Raw genomic sequence first — 19,515 nt, forward strand, 5'->3', positions numbered from 1 at the left:
GTCGCCTTTTTTTGTTTCATGCACCTCTCACTGTGGCGAGGGAGCTTGCTCCCGCTCCAGTGCGCAGCGCTCCCATTTTTTTGGGGCCGCTACGCGCCCCAGCGGGAGCAAGCTCCCTCGCCACAACAGCCATGCGCCTCATGCTATGGTGCTCGCCCCCAATTGCACTGTTCATCCTCGAATGATCGCGATTCCCCGGCCTTTGCGTTTGACCTTCTACTCCCTGCTGATCATCGCCGGTGCGATGCTGGCTGCCGCCCTGGCCACCCGCCACGCCGAACGCCTGGCCCTGGTGGATGACGCCGCCCGCGCCAATCAGCAGCTCATGCTTTATGGCAACTCCCTGCACACCCTGATCGAACGTTACCGCGCCCTGCCCGCCGTGCTGGCCCTGGACTCGGAAATGATCAGCGCCCTGAAGGGCCCGCTGGACACCGCCACCCAGGATTTGCTCAACCGCAAGCTGGAGCGCATCAACGGCGCCGCCCAGTCCTCGACCCTGGAACTGATGGACCGCAACGGCCTGGCCGTGGCCGCCAGCAACTGGAACCTGCCCAGCAGTTATGTGGGGCACAACTACGCGTTTCGTCCCTACTTCAGCCAAACCCTGAGCCAGGGCACCGGGCGTTTTTATGCAGTGGGCGTGACCACCGGGATTCCGGGGTATTTCCTCTCCAGCGCGGTGGTCGGCGAGAACGAGCAGTTCCTCGGCGCCATGGTGGTCAAGCTTGAGTTCCCGGAACTGGAGCGCGAGTGGGCCCAGGGCAATGACTTGCTGCTGGTCAGCGATGCCCGGGGCATTGTGTTTATCGCCAATCAGCCGGGCTGGCGCTACCGCGCGCTGCGTCCGTTGTCGGACAGCGACCACGCCGAACTCAAGGCCACCCGCCAATACGACAAGAAACAATTGCTGCCGCTGGACACTGAAGCCTTGCAACGCTTTGACGAAAACAGCCACCTGATGCGCGTCGACGGCCCCGATGGCAAGGCCAATTACATTTGGGAGTCCCTGCCGCTGAAGGCCGAAGGCTGGACCTTGCACCTGTTGCGCAAGCCACAGTTTGCCTTTGAAGACCAACGCAACGCCGGCCTCGCCGCCGCCGGCTCGTGGCTGGCGCTGGTGTTCCTGGTGCTGTTCCTGACCCAGCGCTGGCGCCTCGCCCGCTTGCGCCAGCGCAGCCGCGAAGAACTTGAACAACTGGTGGAAGAACGCACCCGCGCCCTGCGTACTGCCCAGGATGGCCTGGTGCAATCCGCCAAACTGGCAGCGCTGGGGCAGATGTCTGCCGCCCTCGCTCACGAAATCAACCAGCCATTGACCGCCCAGCGCATGCAGTTGGCGACTCTGCGGCTGCTGCTGGACCATGGCCGGGTGGACGACGCCTACCAGGCCCTGACCCCGCTGGACGACATGCTCACACGCATGGCCGCGCTCACCGGCCACCTCAAGACCTTCGCCCGCAAGAGCCCCAGCGGCCTGCGCGAACGCCTCGACCTGGCGACGGTGGTGGACCAGTCCCTGCACTTGCTCGATGCGCGCCTGCGGGACGAAGCCATCGGCACCGTACTGGACCTGACCCGCCCGGCCTGGGTACGCGGCGACGCGATCCGCCTCGAACAGGTGCTGATCAACCTGCTGCGCAACGCCCTCGACGCCATGGCCGACAAGCCACGCAAGCGCCTGGAGATCCGTCTGCACGCCGATCAGCAGCTATGGCACCTGACCGTCAGCGACAGCGGCGGCGGGATCGCCGAGGAAAACCTCAACAGCGTGTTCGACCCGTTCTTCACCACCAAGCCGGTGGGCGACGGGCTCGGCTTGGGGCTCGCCGTGTCGTACGCTATCGTCCACGAACTTGGCGGGCGCCTGAGCGCCGGCAATCAAGGTGACGGGGCGATCTTTACCCTGACCTTGCCCATCGCACTGGAGACGCCAGACCTATGTTGAATGCGGTGATTGTGGTCGACGACGAAGCCAGCATTCGCACGGCCGTCGAGCAATGGCTGAGCCTGTCGGGCTTTGAGGTGCAGTTGTTCAGCCGCGCCGAAGAATGCCTGGCGAAATTGCCCCGGGACTTTCCCGGGGTGATCCTGAGCGACGTGCGCATGCCCGGCCTCAGCGGCCTGGAGTTGCTGGCTGAAGTGCAGCGGCGTGACGCCGACCTGCCGGTGATTCTGCTCACCGGCCACGGCGATGTGCCGATGGCCGTCGAGGCCATGCGCGACGGCGCCTACGACTTCCTCGAAAAACCCTTCAGCCCCGAGGCCCTGCTCAGCAGCCTGCGCCGGGCGCTGGACAAGCGCGGGCTGGTGCTGGAAAACCGCCGCTTGCATCAGCAGGCCGATCACCGGGCCCAACTGGAATCGAGCCTGCTGGGGGTGTCCCGGGGTTTGCAGAACCTGCGCCGGCAAGTCCTGGACCTGGCCGGCTTGCCGGTCAATGTGTTGATTCGCGGCGAAACCGGCAGCGGCAAGGAGCTGGTCGCCCGTTGCCTGCATGATTTCGGCCCCCGGGCGAAGAAGCCGTTTGTGGCGCTGAACTGCGCGGCGATTCCCGAGCAGCTGTTTGAAGCCGAGCTGTTCGGCCATGAAAGTGGCGCGTTCACCGGCGCCCAGGGCAAGCGCATCGGCAAGCTGGAATACGCCAATGGCGGCACGCTGTTTCTCGATGAGATCGAAAGCATGCCGCTGGCCCAGCAGGTGAAATTGCTGCGGGTGTTGCAGGAGCAAAAACTCGAACGGCTCGGTTCCAATCAAAGCATCAAGGTGGACTTGCGGATCATCGCCGCCACCAAACCCGACCTGCTGGACGAAGCTCGCGCCGGGCGTTTTCGCGAGGACTTGGCCTATCGCCTGACCGTCGCACAACTGCGCCTGCCACCGCTGCGGGAACGCCGGGAAGACATTCCCCTGCTGTTCGAGCACTTTGCACAAAGCGCCGCCGAGCGCCTGGGCCGCAACTTCGCGCCGCTGAGCGGACCCGCGCTGGGGCGCCTGCTCAGCCATGACTGGCCGGGGAATGTGCGGGAGCTGGCCAATGCCGCGGAACGCCAGGTGCTGGGGCTGGGTGAACCGGAGCCGGAAGGCATCGAAGCCGGGCAATCGTTGGCGGCGCAGCAGGAAGCATTTGAAGCCCATTGCCTGAAAGCCGCGCTGACCCGGCACAAAGGCGATATCAAGGCGGTGCTGGCCGAGCTGCAACTGCCACGGCGCACCTTCAATGAAAAAATGCAGCGCCATGGCCTGGCGCGGGATACGTTCCTCTAACCCGATCGTTCCCACGCTCCGCGTGGGGATGCAGCTCTGGGCGCTCCGCGTCCGCCCTTAAAATCGTGACGCGGAGCGTCACAGGATGCGCTCCCACGCAGAGCGTGGGAGCGATCTTCGTCGGCGGTTTTCCGCTCATCCCCCTTGATTCATCAGCAATTTTCCGCTCAAAAATTTCCGCAAACCCTTCTAGACCGGGCCTTCATCGGCTTGGCACAGCTCCTGCTATAGCCCAGCCAGGCTGCACTACCGCGCGCTCCACAAAAACAATTAGATGAAGGATCCTTAAATGGATAACTCCAACTCCCTGCCTCTGGGGTCGGCGGCTGCGCCGGCAAAAGAACGCACCACCTCCAGCCGTATCAGGTCGATCTTCAGCGGATCGGTCGGCAACATGGTCGAGTGGTACGACTGGTACGTCTACGCGGCTTTCTCCCTGTATTTCGCCAAGACCTTTTTCCCGAAAGGCGACACCACCGCCCAACTCCTGAACACCGCCGCGATCTTCGCCGTGGGCTTCCTGATGCGCCCGATCGGTGGCTGGTTGATGGGCCTGTACGCTGACAAGGTCGGACGTAAAAAGGCCTTGATGGCCTCGGTGTACCTGATGTGCTTCGGCTCTTTGCTGATTGCCCTGAGCCCGGGCTATGAAGCCATTGGTATCGGTGCGCCGATCCTGCTGGTATTCGCCCGCTTACTGCAGGGGCTGTCGGTCGGCGGTGAATACGGCACCTCCGCCACTTACCTCAGCGAAATGGCGACCAAGGAACGTCGGGGCTTCTACTCCAGCTTCCAGTACGTGACCCTGATCTCCGGCCAGCTCATCGCCCTGGCGGTATTGATCGTGCTGCAACAATTGCTGACCACCGAACAACTGTACGACTGGGGCTGGCGTATCCCGTTCGCCATCGGCGCGCTGTGCGCGGTAGTGGCGCTGTACCTGCGTCGTGGCATGGAAGAAACCGAGTCGTTCACCAAGAAAGAAAAGGCCAAGGAAAGCGCAATGCGCACCTTGATGCGCCACCCCAAGGAACTGATGACCGTGGTCGGCCTGACCATGGGCGGCACCCTGGCGTTCTACACCTACACCACCTACATGCAGAAATACCTGGTGAACACCGTCGGCATGAGCATCTCCGACTCCACCACCATTTCGGCGGCCACGCTGTTCCTGTTCATGTGCCTGCAACCCATCATCGGCGGGCTGTCGGACAAGGTTGGCCGCCGGCCGATCCTGATCGCCTTCGGCGTCCTCGGCACCCTGTTCACCGTGCCGATCCTCACCACCCTGCACACCATCCAGACCTGGTGGGGCGCGTTCTTCCTGATCATGGCGGCGCTGATCATCGTCAGCGGCTACACCTCGATCAACGCCGTGGTGAAGGCCGAATTGTTCCCCACCGAAATCCGCGCCCTGGGCGTTGGCTTGCCCTATGCACTGACCGTGTCGATCTTCGGCGGCACCGCTGAATACATCGCGCTGTGGTTCAAGAGCATTGGTATGGAAACCGGTTACTACTGGTACGTCACCGCGTGTATTGCGGTGTCGCTGTTGGTGTATGTGACCATGAAGGACACCCGCAAGCATTCGCGGATTACTACGGACTAAGGGTTCGGCAGGCGTAAAAAAAGGGCCATGTCAGTCAATGACACGGCCCTTTTTCATTGCCCTCAAGACAGCTCGGCAGCCGCCTGGCGTCCATACCGACGCTGGGCATACGCCGCCCCGGCAATCATCACCACCAGCACCGCCGCCAACACGGCCGACGAGCCGATGGTGCCAAAGTCCAGCCCGCCCTTTTCATGGGGTTTGGTCAGGAAGTCACCCAGGGTTGCGCCGAACGGCCGGGTCAACACAAACGCCACCCAGAACAGCAGCACCGACGAAATCCGCGTGAGGTATTTAAGCAACACCACCACCGCGATACTCGCCCCGATCAGCAACGCGCCACCAGCGAACCCCAGCCCGGAATCATCCGCGAGGAAATCCCCCAGCGCCGTGCCCAGGGTGTTGGAGAACAGGATCGCCATCCAGTAGAACAGCTCACCGCGAAAGGTCTGCACCTTGTTCACGTTCAGCGAGTCGCCGCTGATACGCCACAGGGCAAAGATCGCCACCAGGATCGACACCAGAATCATCGAGCCCGTGGCATAACCCAGCCCCAGCGTGCGGTCCATAAAGTCCGACATGGTGGTGCCGGCGGTGCTGGTGGACAGGATCACGATCCAGTACAGCACCGGGTTGTAGGTTTTCGACCAGAGTTGCGTCACCAGAGTGACCAGGAACACGCTGATCAGGATCATCGAGCTGATGGCGTAACCGACATTCAAGGTCATCGACAGCAAGTCCCCGGCGGTTTCGCCCAGGGTCGTGGCGCAGATTTTCATGACCCAGAACGCCAGGGTGATCTGAGGAAGTTTGTTCATTGTGCAGAAGGCTCCAAAGGCTCAGTCGTTCAATCGGTCGACTTACAGGGGGTGTCGACCTGGCGCGCAGACTGACCCGGGAGCTGTGAAAAATAGGTGGGGGCTGTATGAAAATTCCATATGGATGATAGAAATCCGCCGCGCCGGATTGCACTATGATGCCCTCCCCAGAACCGCGCAGCAGGAACCCCGGCCATGTCCGACGATATTCATTTCTACGAACCCGCCAACGGCCACGGCCTGCCCCATGACCCATTCAACGCGATCGTCGGCCCGCGCCCGATTGGCTGGATTTCGTCACACGACAGCCAGGGCCGCCTGAACCTGGCGCCCTACAGTTTCTTTAACGCGTTCAACTACATTCCGCCGATCATTGGGTTTTCCAGTGTCGGGCGCAAAGACAGCCTGAACAACATCGAACAGACCGGTGAGTTCGTGTGGAACCTGGCTACCCGCCCGCTGGCCGAGCAGATGAACCAGAGTTGCGCGCCGGTATCACCCGAGGTCAACGAGTTTGAATTGGCCGGCTTGACGCCGGTGGCTTCAAAGGTGATCGCCGTGCCTCGCGTGGGCGAAAGCCCGGTGTCGTTCGAGTGCAAGGTGACGCAGATCATTCAGCTGCAGCGCGCCGACAAGGAGCTGGTGCCTAGCTGGCTGGTGCTTGGTGAGGTGGTCGCGGTGCATATCGCCAAATGGCTGCTGAAAGACGGGGTGTACGACACGGCTGCCGCCCAGCCGATCCTGCGTGGAGGTGGCCCGGCGGATTATTTTCAGTTGGGGCCGGAAGCGCTGTTCAAAATGTACCGCCCAGGCGCCACGCAACGCTGATTGGAATGCGATAAAAATGTGGGAGCGGGCTTGCTCGCGAAGGAGGCGTGTCAGTCCATGCATATGCCAACTGATCCACCGCATTCGCGAGCAAGCCCGCTCCCACACAAGCCGCTCCCAGATTTGGATCAGCGGTGTTTTCAGTTGGCGGAAGTTGCCCAAGAGAGCTGACCGTCTTCATCTACATCGACCAAGCGCTCCAGTTGCAGCGCTGCGGCATCGTCGGCGTCGGAGGCAGTCTTGAACGTCTGTCCATCGAGGATCTTGTGAAAGCGCGGTGCGCCCATGCCATCCAGCGCCTTGACGGCGATGGCGGCGCTATAGCCACCCTCTTCTTCACGCACCAAGGCGGAAACGGCTTCGTGGTGGGCAAACTCTTTACGTGCCATGTTGCAGGTCCTGGCCAATGGGAAAGGCGGCCATTCTAAAGCACTAGCCCGCCAGTTGCAGGTACTCGCCATAGGCATTGGCCGCCGAGGCGTCGGTAAAGGTCTGGAAGTCCATGCTGCGAACCACCATGTCATTCAACAACTCGGTGAAGACCATCAGCGCCGGCGAGCTGAAGTAGGCACTCATCGCCTGCTCGCTGCTCCAGAAGCCCGACACCAACCACACATCCGGGTCGGCCAGGGAGTGCTGCAACGAGAATTGCAGGCAACCCTGAGCCTGGCGGCCCGGTTCGATCAAACTGCTCAAGCGTGCACCCAGTTCGGTGCTGTACCCGGTACGGGCACGGATAAAGGCCATATGGCTCGCGGGAATGGGGGTGGACATGTTCGACTCTCCCGTTGAGAAGTGATGCTCGGCAAGCACTGTGAGGGCGTGTTGCCATAGGATCAAAGATACGGGCGCGGGGGTGGATGCGGTTAGTCAATTCCTGCTGGCTTATTGCACAATCCTGCGAGATACGTAGATATAGCAATCGGCCTGCGAAGTTTATTCCCGGCATGACTGCCGTATTTCAGGGGCATGACAGGCCCCGGCTTGCCTGATTCACGATTTTTCGCAGGATCAGGCAAGGATTGTGCAGAATCGAAATACCGCTTTTTGCAAAGCCGCCCTTAAGCTGTGCCCATCGTCAAAGCACCAGAGGATGTCCCATGTCGTCGCCCGAACTTCGCTCCACCCCCCTCGACGCCGATATGGAAAAGCAGCGCGCAGAACTCGCCGGCATCGTTCGCCGGCATACCTGGGAGGATGGTTCCTACGGCACGGCGATCACGTCGCTGTATCTCAACCGTCATAACTCCCCGCGTGAATTCACGCCGGTGCTGGTTGAGCCCGCGCTGTGCATCCTCGCCCAGGGGCGCAAGGAAGTGCGTTTGGCGGATGAAGTATTCGCCTATGACCCGCTCAATTACCTGGTGTTTTCGGTAGCGATGCCGGTGGCCGGGCGCATCCTTGATGCCACGCCGGAAGACCCCAACCTGTCGATTCGGGTGAATATCGACCCGGCACAGATCACCGCACTGATTGCCGAAGCCGGGCCGATGGGCGTGCCCCCGCGCCCGACCTCCCGAGGGATGTATGTCGACCGCCTGGACAACCAGTTACTGGACGCTGTGCTGCGCCTGACCCGATTGCTCGACGCACCGAAAGACATCGCAATGCTCGCGCCGCTGATCAATCGGGAAATTCTCTATCGCCTGTTGCGCGGTCCACAGGGTTATCGGCTGTATGAAATTGCCGTCGCCAACAGTCAGAGCCATCGGGTGAGCCAGGCGATCACCTGGTTGAACGGCAACTACGAACAGCCCCTGCGCATTGATGACCTGGCCAAGGAAGTGAACCTCAGCGTCTCGACCTTGCACCACCGCTTCAAGGCGATGACCGCCATGAGCCCGTTGCAGTACCAAAAACAGTTGCGCTTGCAGGAGGCTCGGCGGTTGATGATCGCCGAGGGCCTGGAAGCCTCGGCGGCGGGGTATCGGGTGGGCTATGAGAGCCCATCACAGTTCAGCCGCGAATACAGCCGGCTGTTTGGTGCGCCGCCGTTGCGGGATCTGGCCAGGTTGCGCCAGAGCGTCTAACCACGGTTATAACACCGGATACTAATAATGTGGCGAGGGAGCTTGCTCCCGTTGGACTGCGCAGCAGTCCCATCTTTTGGGGCCGCTTCGCGCCCCAACGGGAGCAAGCTCCCTCGCCACAAGTACTCAATCAGCTGCAGTATTGGTGGTGTTCAATCCAGGCCACGAGGCAGTTGCAAGGTCACCCGCAAACCGCCCTCCCGCAGATTCTGCAAACTCACTTCACCGCCATGGCTGTGGGCAATGTTGCGGGCGATGCCCAGGCCCAGGCCGTAACCCTGTTGCTGCCCGGCCAGGCGGAAGTGCGGCTCGAAGACCTGCTCCAGGCGCTGTTCCGGCACGCCCGGGCCTTCGTCGTCGACGTGGAGGATGAACTCCGCGCCATCGTCTTCAATGTGCAAATGGGCGTTCTGCCCGTACTTCAGGGCGTTGTCGATCAGGTTGCCGATGCAGCGCTTGAGCGCCAGCGGCTTGCCCGGGTACGTCGTAAGTGCCCGACCATGTTGGGTCACGCGCCCATTGCCGTTGGGCGCCAGGTACGGCTCCACCAGGCAGTCGAGTACGTGGTTGAGGTCCACCGGTTCGATGTTTTCGTGGATGTCGGTGTCCTTCACGCACTGCAACGCGCCTTTGACCAGCAATTCCAGTTCATCCAGGTCGCGGCCGAACTTGGCTTGCAGGTTCTCGTCTTCCAGCAATTCCACCCGCAACCGCAGGCGTGTGATGGGTGTGCGCAGGTCGTGGGAAATGGCGCTGAACAGCTGGCTGCGTTCGGTCAGGTAACGGCTGATGCGTTCGCGCATGGCATTGAACGCGCGGCCTACTTCCACCACTTCGCTGCCGCCGCCTTCGGCCACCGGCTCCACGTCGGCGCCCAGGGACATGTCCCGCGCCGCCCTCGCCAGGCGCTTGAGTGGACGGCTTTGCCAGTGCACCAACAGGCCGATAAACAGCAGCAGGAAGCCGCTGGTGAGCACGATAAACCACACCTGCTGGTATGGCAGGCCTTGTTCTTCGAGGCTGGTGTAGGGTTCGGGCAGCAAGGAGGCAATGTAGAGCCATTCGCCTTGGGCCAGCTGGATCTGGGTGACCAACACCGGCGGATTCACCGGTTCCAGGGTCAGCGCGTAATGCGCCCAGGAACGTGGCAGTTCGTCGAGTTTCAAGCCGGCGTTGAAGATGCGCAGGTCTTCGGCGCTGACGAACTCCACCGAAACATGCACGTCGCTGCCCAGGGTCTGGCGCAACACTTCTTCGACAGCACCGAGCACTGCATGCTTGCGCGGGGTTTCCGGCAATACCGCCATGTCCAGGGGCTTGTCGTTGAGCGTCACCACAAACCGGGTACCGCCCATGCTGCGCAACTGGTCCAGTACCAACGGCCGGAAGGCCACCGGCAACGAGCGGAAATAACTGACGCTGGCGGTCATCGAATGCGCCAGGCTGCGGGCGGCGGTTACCAGGCCTTCAAGCTGGGTAGCGCGCAATTGCGAGACCCAGATTACGCTGGACAACGCCTGGGCAAACAGCACCGCCAACAGGGTCAGCAGTAACATCCGCCCCAGCAGCGAACGCGGTACCGGGATGCGCCGGCGCAGTTCACGCAGGCGCTCAGTGGGCATTGCCGGCAACCACGCTGGCTGCCAATTGATAGCCACTGCCGCGCACGGTGCGGATCAGCCGGGGTGGTTTTTCGGTGTCGCGCAGGCGTTGGCGCAGACGGCTGACGGCCATGTCGACAATCCGGTCCAGGGGCATCAGGTCGCGGCCACGGGTGGCGTTGCCGATGGTGTCGCGGTCGAGGATTTGCTGGGGGTGGTCGAGGAACAGTTTGAGCAGGGCAAAATCGGCGCCGGAAAGAATCACTTCCTCGCCGTCGACGTGGAACAGCCGGTGGCTGACCATGTCCAGGCGCCACTCGCCAAACACCAGCACCTCGCCGCCGCTGCGCTCCTGGCCAAACTGGCAGCGCCGCAACAAGGCCTTGATACGGGCCTGCAACTCACGGGGGCTGAAGGGTTTGCCGATGTAATCGTCGGCACCCAGCTCCAGGCCGATGACGCGGTCGGCTTCGTCGGAACTGGCGGTGAGCATGATGATCGGCACCTGGGCCTGGCGCGGGTGCTGGCGGATCCAGCGGCAGAGGCTGAAACCGTCTTCGTCCGGCAGCATCACATCAAGGATCACCAGGTCGCACGGCGCTTCGTTCATCGCCTGGCGGAACCCCGCGCCATCCGGCACGCCGCGCACCTGGAAACCGGCGCGGCTGAGGTAGGTTTGCAGCAACTCGCGGATTTCCTGGTCGTCGTCGACCAGGAGAATGGATTTACTGATTACGCTCACGGGGTCCTCCTTGTTGTTATGGCCAAGCTTAAGTCATTTGTTGCCCTTGAGGCCGCCTTCGCGAGCAAGCCCGCTCCCACATTCGACCTCATTCATCCAGTTGGAATGGGATTGAATGTGGGAGCGGGCTTGCTCGCGAAGAGGCCATCACTGCCTACGCAAATGCCTGCTCAAGCGCCACACCAGCACCTGTCAACCCTGAATACGGTGCCGTCACCAGCCACACCGGAATGCCTTTGAAGTAGTCGCTCATGCAGCCCTTGTCGCCAAAACTCCTGGCAAAACCACTCTTGATAAAGAAATCGGCAAAGCGCGGGATCACCCCACCCACGATGTACACGCCACCACGACCGCCGGTGGTCAGCACGTTGTTACCGGCAACGCGGCCCAGCCAGATACTGAACTGGTCCAGCACTTCCAAGGCAATCGGGTCGCCCGCCAGGCCAGCGGCAGTGATGGCCTCGGGAGTTTCCAGAACCGCCTCGTGACCGTCCACCGCGCAGATCGCCCGGTACAACCTGGGCAAACCGCCACCGCTCAAGGCAGTTTCAGCGCTGACATGGCCGATCTCATTGTAGATGTGCTGCCACAGCTGGGCTTCACGCGGGCTGCTCACGGGCAGGTCGACATGGCCGCCCTCCCCCGGCAATGCCGCCCAACGGCCATGGCCGAGGTCGAGCAAGGTGCCGACGCCCAGGCCGGTGCCCGGGCCGATCACCACCGCAGGGCGCAACGGCTCCGGCGTGCCTTCGCACACCACGCGGAATTCGTCGGGCTTCAGGCGGGTCATGCCCAGGGCCATGGCCGAGAAATCATTCACCAGCAGCAGCTCGTCCACCTGCAAGGTCTTGCAGAACGCAGTCTTGCTCAGGCGCCAGTGATTGTTGGTGAATTTAAATTCATCTCCACTCACCGGCCCCGCGACCGACAGGCACACCGCGCCAATCGAGCCGATGGCCAGGCCTTCTTCCTTCAGATAGACCTGGATCGCCTCTTCCGGGCTGGCATGATCCGCCGTCGCATGGACGCGGATCGAATGCAGCTCCTGATCCCGCCACAACGCAAAACGGGCGTTGGTACCACCGATATCACCGACCAGCGCTAGCTTCACTTAAGTGTCTCCAAGGCAGAGGTAAAGGCGCTGGCGCCCTGCTCTGCGGAGCTTGCAGCCAAACGCATAAACGCAAACAACTCGCGACCGGCCCCCACGTTATTGCCCAGAAGGCCCGTGGCAGGCGCGCGCGCGGCAAATTCTTCGGCGTCCACCTTAAGCTCCAAGGTGCCTTTGACGCCATCCACGCGAATGATATCGCCATCGCGCACACGTGCCAGTGGCCCGCCGCTCTGGGCTTCGGGGTTGACGTGAATCGCGGCGGGAATCTTACCCGAGGCGCCGGACATGCGCCCGTCTGTTACCAACGCCACTTTGAAGCCACGATCCTGCAACACGCCGAGGAACGGGGTCATCTTGTGCAATTCCGGCATGCCGTTGGAGCGCGGGCCCTGGAAACGCATCACCGCAACAAAGTCTTTTTCCAACTCACCGGCCTTGAACGCGTCGGCCAGGTCTTGCTGGTCCTGGAACACCACGGCCGGGGCTTCGACGATTTGATGTTCGAGGGCCACGGCGGAGACCTTCATCACACCCCGGCCGAGGTTGCCTTCCATTACCCGCAGGCCGCCTTCCGGAGAAAACGCACGGGCCACGGGACGCAGGATGGTTTCGTCGAGGCTTTCAATCGGGCCTTCACGCCATACCAGCTCGCCGTCCACCAGAAACGGTTCCTGGGTGTAGCGGCTCAGGCCATGACCGGCCACGGTGTTGACGTCGTTGTGCAGCAGGCCGGCTTCCAGCAGTTCGCGGATCAGGAACGACATGCCTCCCGCCGCCTGGAAGTGGTTGATGTCGGCCTTGCCGTTTGGATACACGTGGGAGAGGGTCGGCACCACCTCGGAGAGGTCGGCCATGTCATCCCAGGTCAGGATGATGCCCGCCGACATGGCGATGGCCGGCATGTGCAGGGTGTGGTTGGTGGACCCGCCAGTGGCGTTGAGGGCGATGATGGAGTTGACGATGGATTTCTCGTCGACGATCTCGCCGATCGGCGTGAAGCTGCCGTTGGCCTTGGTCAGGCGCGTGACCTGGTGCGCGGCTTCGCGGGTCAGGGCGTCACGCAGCGGCGTGTACGGGTTGACGAACGAGGCGCCCGGCAGGTGCAGGCCCATGACTTCCATCAGCAACTGGTTGGTGTTGGCGGTGCCGTAGAAGGTGCAGGTGCCCGGGCTGTGGTAGGACTTCATCTCCGATTCCAGCAGCTCTTCGCGAGTGGCCTTGCCTTCGGCGTAGCGCTGGCGCACGTCGGCTTTCTGTTTGTTGGAGATCCCCGACGGCATCGGGCCGCCCGGTACGAAGATCATCGGCAGGTGGCCGTAGCGCAGGGCGCCCATCATCAGGCCGGGGACGATCTTGTCGCAGATACCCAGCATCAGCGCGGCGTCGAACATGTTGTGGGACAGCGCTACCGCCGTGGACATGGCAATCACTTCGCGGCTCAGCAGGCTGAGCTCCATGCCCGGCTCGCCCTGGGTCACGCCGTCGCACATGGCGGGGGTACCGCCGGCGAACTGGCCAACAGAACCGACTTCACGCAGGGCCTTTTTGATTTGCTCGGGGAAATGTTCGTATGGCTGGTGGGCCGACAGCATGTCGTTATATGACGAAACAATTGCCACGTTGGCGGCGTTCATCATGCGCAGGCTGTTTTTGTCTTCGGTGCCACACCCGGCCACGCCGTGGGCAAAGTTGGCGCATTGCAGCTTGCCGCGCATCGGGCCGTCGCTGGCAGCGCCGCGAATGAGCGCAAGGTATGCCTCACGGGTTGCACGGCTGCGGGCGATAAGCCGTTCGGTGACCTCAAGTACGCGGGGATGCATGTATAGAACTCCAGGCTAACGGATGTGGCGACCTGAGTGTCTATGCTGGTCAAAAGCCCGCCGCGAAGAGGTTGGCAGGGTGTTGCTTGACCAATCGGACCAGTTGATTCAGGTCACTCGTTGTAGATTGAACAAAATATTGCCACTAAAAAGGCTTGTTTTCTATTTTTATGCGAATAATCTTGTAATTCTTACAACAAATCGACGACAGGCACCTTCCAATGACTCTACGTATCGCTATCAATGGTTTTGGCCGTATTGGCCGTAATGTCCTGCGCGCACTTTATACCCAAGGCTACCGTCAGGATTTGCAGATCGTCGCCATCAACGATCTCGGCGACAGCTCGATCAATGCCCACCTGCTTAAATACGACACCGTCCACGGTACTTTCGACGCAGAGGTCGCTCATGATCAGGAAAGCCTGACCGTGAACGGTGACCGGATTGCCGTGAGTGCCATTCGCAACCCGGCCGACCTGCCGTGGGCTGCGCACAAGGTGGACGTGGTGTTCGAATGCACCGGTCTGTTCACCGACCGTGACAAGGCCGCCGCCCATATTACCGCCGGCGCGCGCAAGGTAATCATCTCGGCCCCGGCCAAGGGCGCCGATGCCACCGTGGTGTACGGGGTAAACCATGACATTTTGCGTCAATCCCACCAGATCATCTCCAACGCTTCCTGCACCACCAACTGCCTGGCGCCCGTGGCCCAGGTGCTGCACCGCGAGCTGGGCATCGAAAGCGGCCTGATGACCACCATCCACGCCTACACCAACGACCAGAACCTGACCGACGTCTACCACACCGACCCGTACCGCGCGCGCTCGGCCACCCAGAACATGATCCCGAGCAAGACCGGCGCTGCCGAAGCCGTGGGCCTGGTGCTGCCGGAACTGGCAGGCAAGCTGACCGGCATGGCCGTGCGTGTACCGGTGATCAACGTGTCGCTGGTGGACCTCACCGTGCAACTGAAAAAAGAAGCCAGTGCCGAGCAGGTCAACGCGCTGCTGAAAGAAGCCAGCCAGCACTCGAAAATCCTCGGCTACAACACCCTGCCGCTGGTTTCCAGTGACTTCAACCATAACCCGCTTTCGTCGATCTTCGACGCCAATCACACCAAGGTCAGCGGCAAACTGCTGAAAGTGCTGGCCTGGTATGACAACGAGTGGGGCTTCTCGAACCGGATGCTGGATAACTGCCTGGCGCTGTGCAACGCCGAGTAATGCTCGGCCTGTAGGAGCGAGCTTGCTCGCGAAAAACGCAAAACCACCGCGTTTATTCAGGATGCCAGCGATATCGTTGACGCCCTTCGCGAGCAAGCTCGCTCCTACAGTAATCCAAAGTGCCACTTGCCATTTGCGTTGATGATAAGCATTATCATTCGCTGCAAATCGGTCTGGTATCACTGTGAGCCAATCTCGTTTCAACCAAGTCTTCCTCACCCAACGGGTGATTTTGCTGCGCACCTTGCAGCGGATGGTGAATAACCACAGCACCGCCGAGGACCTGTTGCAGGAAACCTACCTGCGCGTTACCCGGGCCCTGAGCGAGCGGCCGATCGACCACCTCGAACCCTTTGTCTACCAGACGGCGCGCAACCTGGCGCTGGACCACCTGCGCGCCCGCAGGATTCAGGCCCGCACGCTGCAGGAAGATGTCCCGCTGGACGTCCTGCAAAGCGTCGCCTCCCCCGTCAGCACCCCCGAAGACGCGACACAGGCCGAGCAATTGCTCGAGCACCTGAGTGTCAGCCTCGGCCAGTTGAGCGCCCGCCAGCAGCAGATATTCATCCTCAGCCGCCTGCACGGTTGCAGCTATCAGGAGATCGCCGACAAGCTCGACGTGTCCCTGAGCACCGTACAGAAGGAACTGAAACTGATCATGGCCATCTGCATAGGTGTGGCCGAAAGACTGGATCGCCCTTAAGCTTTGGCGGCACAGTCTGTAGGACTATTGATTAAAACGTGGCGAAGACCCGAGGAACACCGTGACGGAACCGAATCAACGGCACCCCCATGAGCTGGCTCATGAGGTGTTGCAAGACGCGGCCATGGACCAAGCCCTCGACTGGCTGATCGCCTTGCAGTGCCCGCAACCCGGGCAGCAGGCGGAATTTGAAGCCTGGCTCGCCAACGACCCGTTAAACGCCGAAGCCTTCATCAAGGCCCAGACTGCCTGGGGCGGCGCGCCGGTTCACAGCGCTGCCGTCGCCCTGAATGCGCCACGCAAACCCAGCGCCTGGCGCCGTATCAAACCGCACTGGAAGCCCCTGGCCACTGCCGCCGTGTTGCTGCTGGGCCTGTTCAGCTTCAGCAACCTGCCTATGCGCCTGCAGGCCGACCATCTGACCGTGGTGGGCGAACGCCAGCGCCTGCAGCTGGACGATGGCTCGAAAGTGTTGCTCAACACCAACTCAGCCTTCTCCAGCAGCATCAAGGACCACCAGCGCATCGCCCGCCTGTATCAGGGCGAGGCGTTTTTCGAAGTGCTGCCCAGCCGTGGCCTGCCCCTGGAAATCGACGCCGGCCCGGTGCGCGCCAGCGTGCGCGACACCTCTTTCGCGGTGCGCTACTTGAACGGTGAAGCCCAGGTTCAGGTACAGCGTGGTGATGTCGACCTGAGCAACACGTTTGACGACGCGCGGGTGCGCCTGAGCGCCGGCGAAAGTATCCGCATCGGGCCCAAGGGCTTCGGCCAACCGGCCAAACTCGACACCACCAAGGACCTGGCCTGGGTCGACGGCCGGCTGATCTTCGAAAACTGCCCGATGAGCGAAGTGCTGGCCGAATTGCGTCGCTACTACCCCGGCTGGATCGTCAACAACAACGACAGGCTCGCCAGCGTGGCCGTCACCGGCAATTACCGGCTCGACCAGCCGCTCGACGTGGTGCGCTCCCTGGCCCACATCACCTCGGCCAAGCTCTCGGAATACCCGGCGCTGGTGATCCTGAACTAAATGAGAATTATTTTTACTCGATAGCCAGCGACGATACGTCTCGTTATAGCCAATGCAACTGATTCCTATTTGATTCAGTGCGCAACTATAAGATTCGTACCTTCCGGAGCGCTCTCGATGTCGTCTCGTTTCAACCGCCGGTCCTCTTCGCCCGTTCGCCGCCAGGGCTTGTCGCTGCTGACGGCCGCAATCCTGTTGGCCGGTGCGCCCGTCATGGCCGCCACCGCCGCCGAGCCTGCCAGCCGCAGCCAGGGCAATTACAGCTTCAGCATCGAGCAGCAATCCCTGGTCTCGGCGCTGAACGCCTTCACCGCGGTGACCGGCTGGCAAGTCGGCCTGCCGGCAGAACTGGGCCAGGGTGTGTCGTCCCCTGGCGTACGCGGCTCATTGCCGGCGGATAAAGCCTTGGACCGGCTGTTGGTGGGGACCAACCTGGGCTATCGCAAACTGGGCAACAACAACATCGTGCTGGAAAAACGCGTCGCCGTCGGCGCCATCACCCTGCAACAGATGACCATCAGTGCCACCCGCCAGGAACAGGCCGTGGACAGCGTGCCCAGCACCGTGACCGTGCACGACCGCGAAGAACTGGACCGCCAGAACGTCAACACCATCCGTGAACTGGTGCGTTATGAGCCAGGTGTTTCGGTGGGCGGTGCCGGCACCCGCTCCGGCAATGCCGGCTACAACATTCGCGGGATCGACGGCGACCGCATCTTGACCCAGGTGGACGGCGTCGAAGTCCCCGACAACTTCTTCAACGGCCCCTACGCCAAGACCCGCCGCAACTACGTCGACCCGGAAATCGTCAAGCGCGTGGAAATCCTGCGCGGCCCGGCCTCGGCCTTGTACGGCAGCAGCGCCATCGGCGGCGCGGTGAGCTATTTCACCCTCGACCCCAACGACATCATCAAGCCCGGCCAGGACTACGGCGCGCGCCTGAAGACCGGCTACAGCTCCGCCGATGAGAGCTGGCTGACCTCCGGCACCGTCGCCGGTCGCGTGCAGGACTTCGACGGCTTGCTGCACCTGAGCCAGCGCAACGGTCACGAGATGGAATCCTACGACGGGAATAACGCCACCGGCCTGGCCCGCACCGGCGCCAACCCGGAAGATGCGCGCACCACCAACGTGCTGGCCAAACTGGGTTGGAACTACGGCGAAGACAACCGTCTGGGCCTGACCTACGAGAAGTTCAAGGACGATCGCGACACCAACCTGAAAAACGCAGTGGGTGGCCCGTTTGTCGGTGGCCAGGGCTTCAACTTCTACCGCGGCCGCACGGGCAACGACACCATCACCCGCGAACGCTTCGGCATCGAAAACAAGTTCGCCCTCGACTCGCCGATTGCCGATCACATCAAGACCAGCCTCAACTACCAGATCGCCAAGACCGACCAGACCACCGCAGAAATCTACCAGCCATCGCGCAAGGTATTGCGCACCCGCGAGACCCTGTACGAAGAGAAGCAATGGGTATTCGACGCGCAGTTGGACAAGGCTTTCAGCATCGGCGAAACCGACCATGTCGTGACCTACGGCACCACCCTCAAGCAGCAGAAAGTCACCGGTTCCCGTGAAGGCGCCGCGACCTGCCTGGCGGTCGGCGCAGGCTGCACCGCCATCGGTGCACCAAGCCCGTCGGCCGCCGACAGCGTGAAAAAAGCCAGCGACTTCCCCGACCCGACCATCAACTCCTACGCGCTGTTTGCCCAGGACCAGATTGCCTGGGACAAGTGGACCTTCCTGCCCAGCGTACGGTACGACTACATCCAGCTCAAACCCAAGCTGACCCAGGAATTCCTCAATACCGTTGACCCGACACGCATCTACGACCACAGCGATTCGGAAAAGAACTGGCACCGTGTAACGCCAAAATTCGGCATCACTTATGCCCTGACCGAGCAATACACCTGGTTCGGCCAATACGCCGAAGGCTATCGCACGCCATCGGCCAAGGCCTTGTATGGCCGCTTTGAAAACCTGCAGCAGCGCTACACCGTCGAACCCAACCCGGACCTCAAGCCGGAAAGCAGCCGGGGCGTCGAAACCGGGATTCGCGGCAACTTCGACTCGGGCTCGTTTGATGTGGCGGTGTACTACAACAAGTACCGTGATTTCATCGACGAAGATGCCTCGGTTGCCGGTGGCACCGTCCAGCAGTTCGAAGCCAACAACATCAAGCACGCCACCATCAAGGGCGTGGAGGCCAAGGGCCGCTTGAGCCTCGACGCATTCGGCGCACCGCAGGGCCTGTATACCCAAGGCTCGATTGCCTACACCTACGGGCGCAATGACGACAACGGCGAACCGTTGAACAGCGTCAACCCGCTCAAGGGCGTGTTCGGCCTGGGCTATGACCAGCAGAACTACGGTGCCCTGGTCAGCTGGACCCTGGTCAAGAAACAGGACCGCGTCGACAGCACCACCTTCTTCGCCCCTGACGGCAACAGCGCCAACGGCCCGTTCAAGACCCCGGGTTTTGGCATCGTCGACCTGACCGGCTTCTACAAGGTCACCAACGACGTGACCATCAACGGCGGCCTGTACAACCTGACGGACAAGAAATACTGGAACTGGGATGACGTGCGCAGCTACGACAGCGTCGGCGAAGCCGGTGTGACCGGCCCGGCCAACCTCGACCGCCTGACCCAGCCGGGCCGCAACTTTGCGATCAACCTGATCTGGGACATCTGATCCATGGAGCCTCATCCCGGCGCGATTTAATCT

Annotated in this window: 16 protein-coding genes; 9 read left to right on the plus strand and 7 right to left on the minus strand. The window is 61.8% G+C overall.

Translation table 11 applies throughout. The features are described from left to right. The first annotated feature begins 181 nt into the window (after nucleotides 1-181). From C0058_RS25695 to C0058_RS25710, 3 genes are all read left to right on the plus strand, one after another. Nucleotides 182-1,948 carry an ATP-binding protein gene (locus C0058_RS25695; RefSeq protein ID WP_003214141.1) on the plus strand — a complete coding sequence of 589 codons (1,767 nt, stop codon included), beginning with the start codon at nucleotides 182-184 and terminating at the stop codon, nucleotides 1,946-1,948. Beyond that, on the plus strand, nucleotides 1,942-3,267 hold the full coding sequence (locus C0058_RS25700; protein ID WP_102369796.1) for a sigma-54 dependent transcriptional regulator: 1,326 nt from the start codon (nucleotides 1,942-1,944) through the stop codon (nucleotides 3,265-3,267). The genes C0058_RS25695 and C0058_RS25700 overlap by 7 nt, the downstream gene beginning before the upstream one ends. A gap of 289 nt (nucleotides 3,268-3,556) precedes the next feature. Continuing rightward, nucleotides 3,557-4,876, plus strand: coding sequence for an MFS transporter (locus tag C0058_RS25710; protein WP_010169987.1), 1,320 nt, complete (start codon nucleotides 3,557-3,559; stop codon nucleotides 4,874-4,876). Nucleotides 4,877-4,938: 62 nt separating this feature from the next. Here the strand turns inward: C0058_RS25710 and C0058_RS25715 are convergent, their stop codons facing one another. Continuing rightward, nucleotides 4,939-5,694 (minus strand): hypothetical protein, encoded by a 756-nt coding sequence (locus C0058_RS25715; protein ID WP_102369798.1) that lies wholly within the window; start codon nucleotides 5,692-5,694, stop codon nucleotides 4,939-4,941. Nucleotides 5,695-5,889: 195 nt separating this feature from the next. On the opposite strand from C0058_RS25715, the gene C0058_RS25720 reads away from it, so the two are divergent. Next, nucleotides 5,890-6,522, plus strand: a complete 633-nt coding sequence (locus tag C0058_RS25720) for a flavin reductase family protein (protein ID WP_102369799.1) — start codon at nucleotides 5,890-5,892, stop codon at nucleotides 6,520-6,522. 140 nt (nucleotides 6,523-6,662) lie between these two features. On the opposite strand, the gene C0058_RS25730 is transcribed toward C0058_RS25720, so the two are convergent. Next, complete coding sequence (locus C0058_RS25730; RefSeq protein ID WP_003214132.1) at nucleotides 6,663-6,911, minus strand: hypothetical protein; 249 nt, start codon at nucleotides 6,909-6,911, stop codon at nucleotides 6,663-6,665. Nucleotides 6,912-6,954: 43 nt separating this feature from the next. Further along, a complete protein-coding gene (locus C0058_RS25735; protein ID WP_003214130.1) occupies nucleotides 6,955-7,296 on the minus strand; it encodes an antibiotic biosynthesis monooxygenase family protein in 342 nt (113 codons plus the stop codon). Nucleotides 7,297-7,622: 326 nt separating this feature from the next. On the opposite strand from C0058_RS25735, the gene C0058_RS25740 reads away from it, so the two are divergent. Further along, complete coding sequence (locus C0058_RS25740; protein WP_102369801.1) at nucleotides 7,623-8,552, plus strand: AraC family transcriptional regulator; 930 nt, start codon at nucleotides 7,623-7,625, stop codon at nucleotides 8,550-8,552. Nucleotides 8,553-8,704: 152 nt separating this feature from the next. Here the strand turns inward: C0058_RS25740 and C0058_RS25745 are convergent, their stop codons facing one another. The 4 genes from C0058_RS25745 to edd all read right to left on the minus strand — a co-directional run bounded on the left by C0058_RS25745 (nucleotide 8,705) and on the right by edd (nucleotide 13,829). Beyond that, a complete protein-coding gene (locus C0058_RS25745) occupies nucleotides 8,705-10,174 on the minus strand; it encodes an ATP-binding protein (protein ID WP_003214126.1) in 1,470 nt (489 codons plus the stop codon). Continuing rightward, a complete protein-coding gene (locus C0058_RS25750) occupies nucleotides 10,164-10,895 on the minus strand; it encodes a response regulator (protein WP_003214124.1) in 732 nt (243 codons plus the stop codon). Before C0058_RS25750 ends, C0058_RS25745 begins: the two co-directional genes overlap by 11 nt. 154 nt (nucleotides 10,896-11,049) lie before the next feature. After that, nucleotides 11,050-12,006 (minus strand): glucokinase, encoded by a 957-nt coding sequence (locus tag C0058_RS25755; protein ID WP_003214122.1) that lies wholly within the window; start codon nucleotides 12,004-12,006, stop codon nucleotides 11,050-11,052. Then, the gene (edd, locus tag C0058_RS25760) at nucleotides 12,003-13,829 is read right to left on the minus strand and encodes a phosphogluconate dehydratase (protein WP_003214119.1); all 1,827 of its coding nucleotides are present in this window, start codon (nucleotides 13,827-13,829) and stop codon (nucleotides 12,003-12,005) included. Before edd ends, C0058_RS25755 begins: the two co-directional genes overlap by 4 nt. Before the next feature lie 221 nt (nucleotides 13,830-14,050). Between edd and gap the strand changes: the two genes are divergently transcribed. The 4 genes from gap to C0058_RS25785 all read left to right on the plus strand — a co-directional run bounded on the left by gap (nucleotide 14,051) and on the right by C0058_RS25785 (nucleotide 19,482). Next, nucleotides 14,051-15,052 (plus strand): type I glyceraldehyde-3-phosphate dehydrogenase, encoded by a 1,002-nt coding sequence (gene gap / locus C0058_RS25765; RefSeq protein ID WP_003214117.1) that lies wholly within the window; start codon nucleotides 14,051-14,053, stop codon nucleotides 15,050-15,052. Between the two features lie 184 nt (nucleotides 15,053-15,236). Continuing rightward, nucleotides 15,237-15,755 (plus strand): RNA polymerase sigma factor, encoded by a 519-nt coding sequence (locus C0058_RS25775; protein ID WP_003214115.1) that lies wholly within the window; start codon nucleotides 15,237-15,239, stop codon nucleotides 15,753-15,755. 61 nt (nucleotides 15,756-15,816) lie between these two features. Beyond that, complete coding sequence (locus C0058_RS25780; protein WP_102369802.1) at nucleotides 15,817-16,785, plus strand: FecR domain-containing protein; 969 nt, start codon at nucleotides 15,817-15,819, stop codon at nucleotides 16,783-16,785. 117 nt (nucleotides 16,786-16,902) lie between these two features. Next, nucleotides 16,903-19,482, plus strand: coding sequence for a TonB-dependent receptor (locus tag C0058_RS25785; RefSeq protein WP_102369803.1), 2,580 nt, complete (start codon nucleotides 16,903-16,905; stop codon nucleotides 19,480-19,482). Nucleotides 19,483-19,515: the final 33 nt, after the last annotated feature.

The sequence above is a fragment of the Pseudomonas sp. NC02 genome, from assembly GCF_002874965.1.
In the GTDB taxonomy this organism is placed as follows: domain Bacteria; phylum Pseudomonadota; class Gammaproteobacteria; order Pseudomonadales; family Pseudomonadaceae; genus Aquipseudomonas.

What these genes read in the sequence shown, in the direction of transcription:
- edd (WP_003214119.1), bottom strand. Translation starts at nt 13,829, where the DNA reads ATGCATCCCCGCGTACTTGAGGTCACCGAACGGCTTATCGCCCGCAGC.
- C0058_RS25730 (WP_003214132.1), bottom strand. Translation starts at nt 6,911, where the DNA reads ATGGCACGTAAAGAGTTTGCCCACCACGAAGCCGTTTCCGCCTTGGTG.
- C0058_RS25735 (WP_003214130.1), bottom strand. Translation starts at nt 7,296, where the DNA reads ATGTCCACCCCCATTCCCGCGAGCCATATGGCCTTTATCCGTGCCCGT.
- C0058_RS25785 (WP_102369803.1), top strand. Translation starts at nt 16,903, where the DNA reads ATGTCGTCTCGTTTCAACCGCCGGTCCTCTTCGCCCGTTCGCCGCCAG.
- C0058_RS25710 (WP_010169987.1), top strand. Translation starts at nt 3,557, where the DNA reads ATGGATAACTCCAACTCCCTGCCTCTGGGGTCGGCGGCTGCGCCGGCA.
- C0058_RS25740 (WP_102369801.1), top strand. Translation starts at nt 7,623, where the DNA reads ATGTCGTCGCCCGAACTTCGCTCCACCCCCCTCGACGCCGATATGGAA.
- gap (WP_003214117.1), top strand. Translation starts at nt 14,051, where the DNA reads ATGACTCTACGTATCGCTATCAATGGTTTTGGCCGTATTGGCCGTAAT.
- C0058_RS25715 (WP_102369798.1), bottom strand. Translation starts at nt 5,694, where the DNA reads ATGAACAAACTTCCTCAGATCACCCTGGCGTTCTGGGTCATGAAAATC.
- C0058_RS25695 (WP_003214141.1), top strand. Translation starts at nt 182, where the DNA reads ATGATCGCGATTCCCCGGCCTTTGCGTTTGACCTTCTACTCCCTGCTG.
- C0058_RS25700 (WP_102369796.1), top strand. Translation starts at nt 1,942, where the DNA reads ATGTTGAATGCGGTGATTGTGGTCGACGACGAAGCCAGCATTCGCACG.
- C0058_RS25745 (WP_003214126.1), bottom strand. Translation starts at nt 10,174, where the DNA reads ATGCCCACTGAGCGCCTGCGTGAACTGCGCCGGCGCATCCCGGTACCG.
- C0058_RS25720 (WP_102369799.1), top strand. Translation starts at nt 5,890, where the DNA reads ATGTCCGACGATATTCATTTCTACGAACCCGCCAACGGCCACGGCCTG.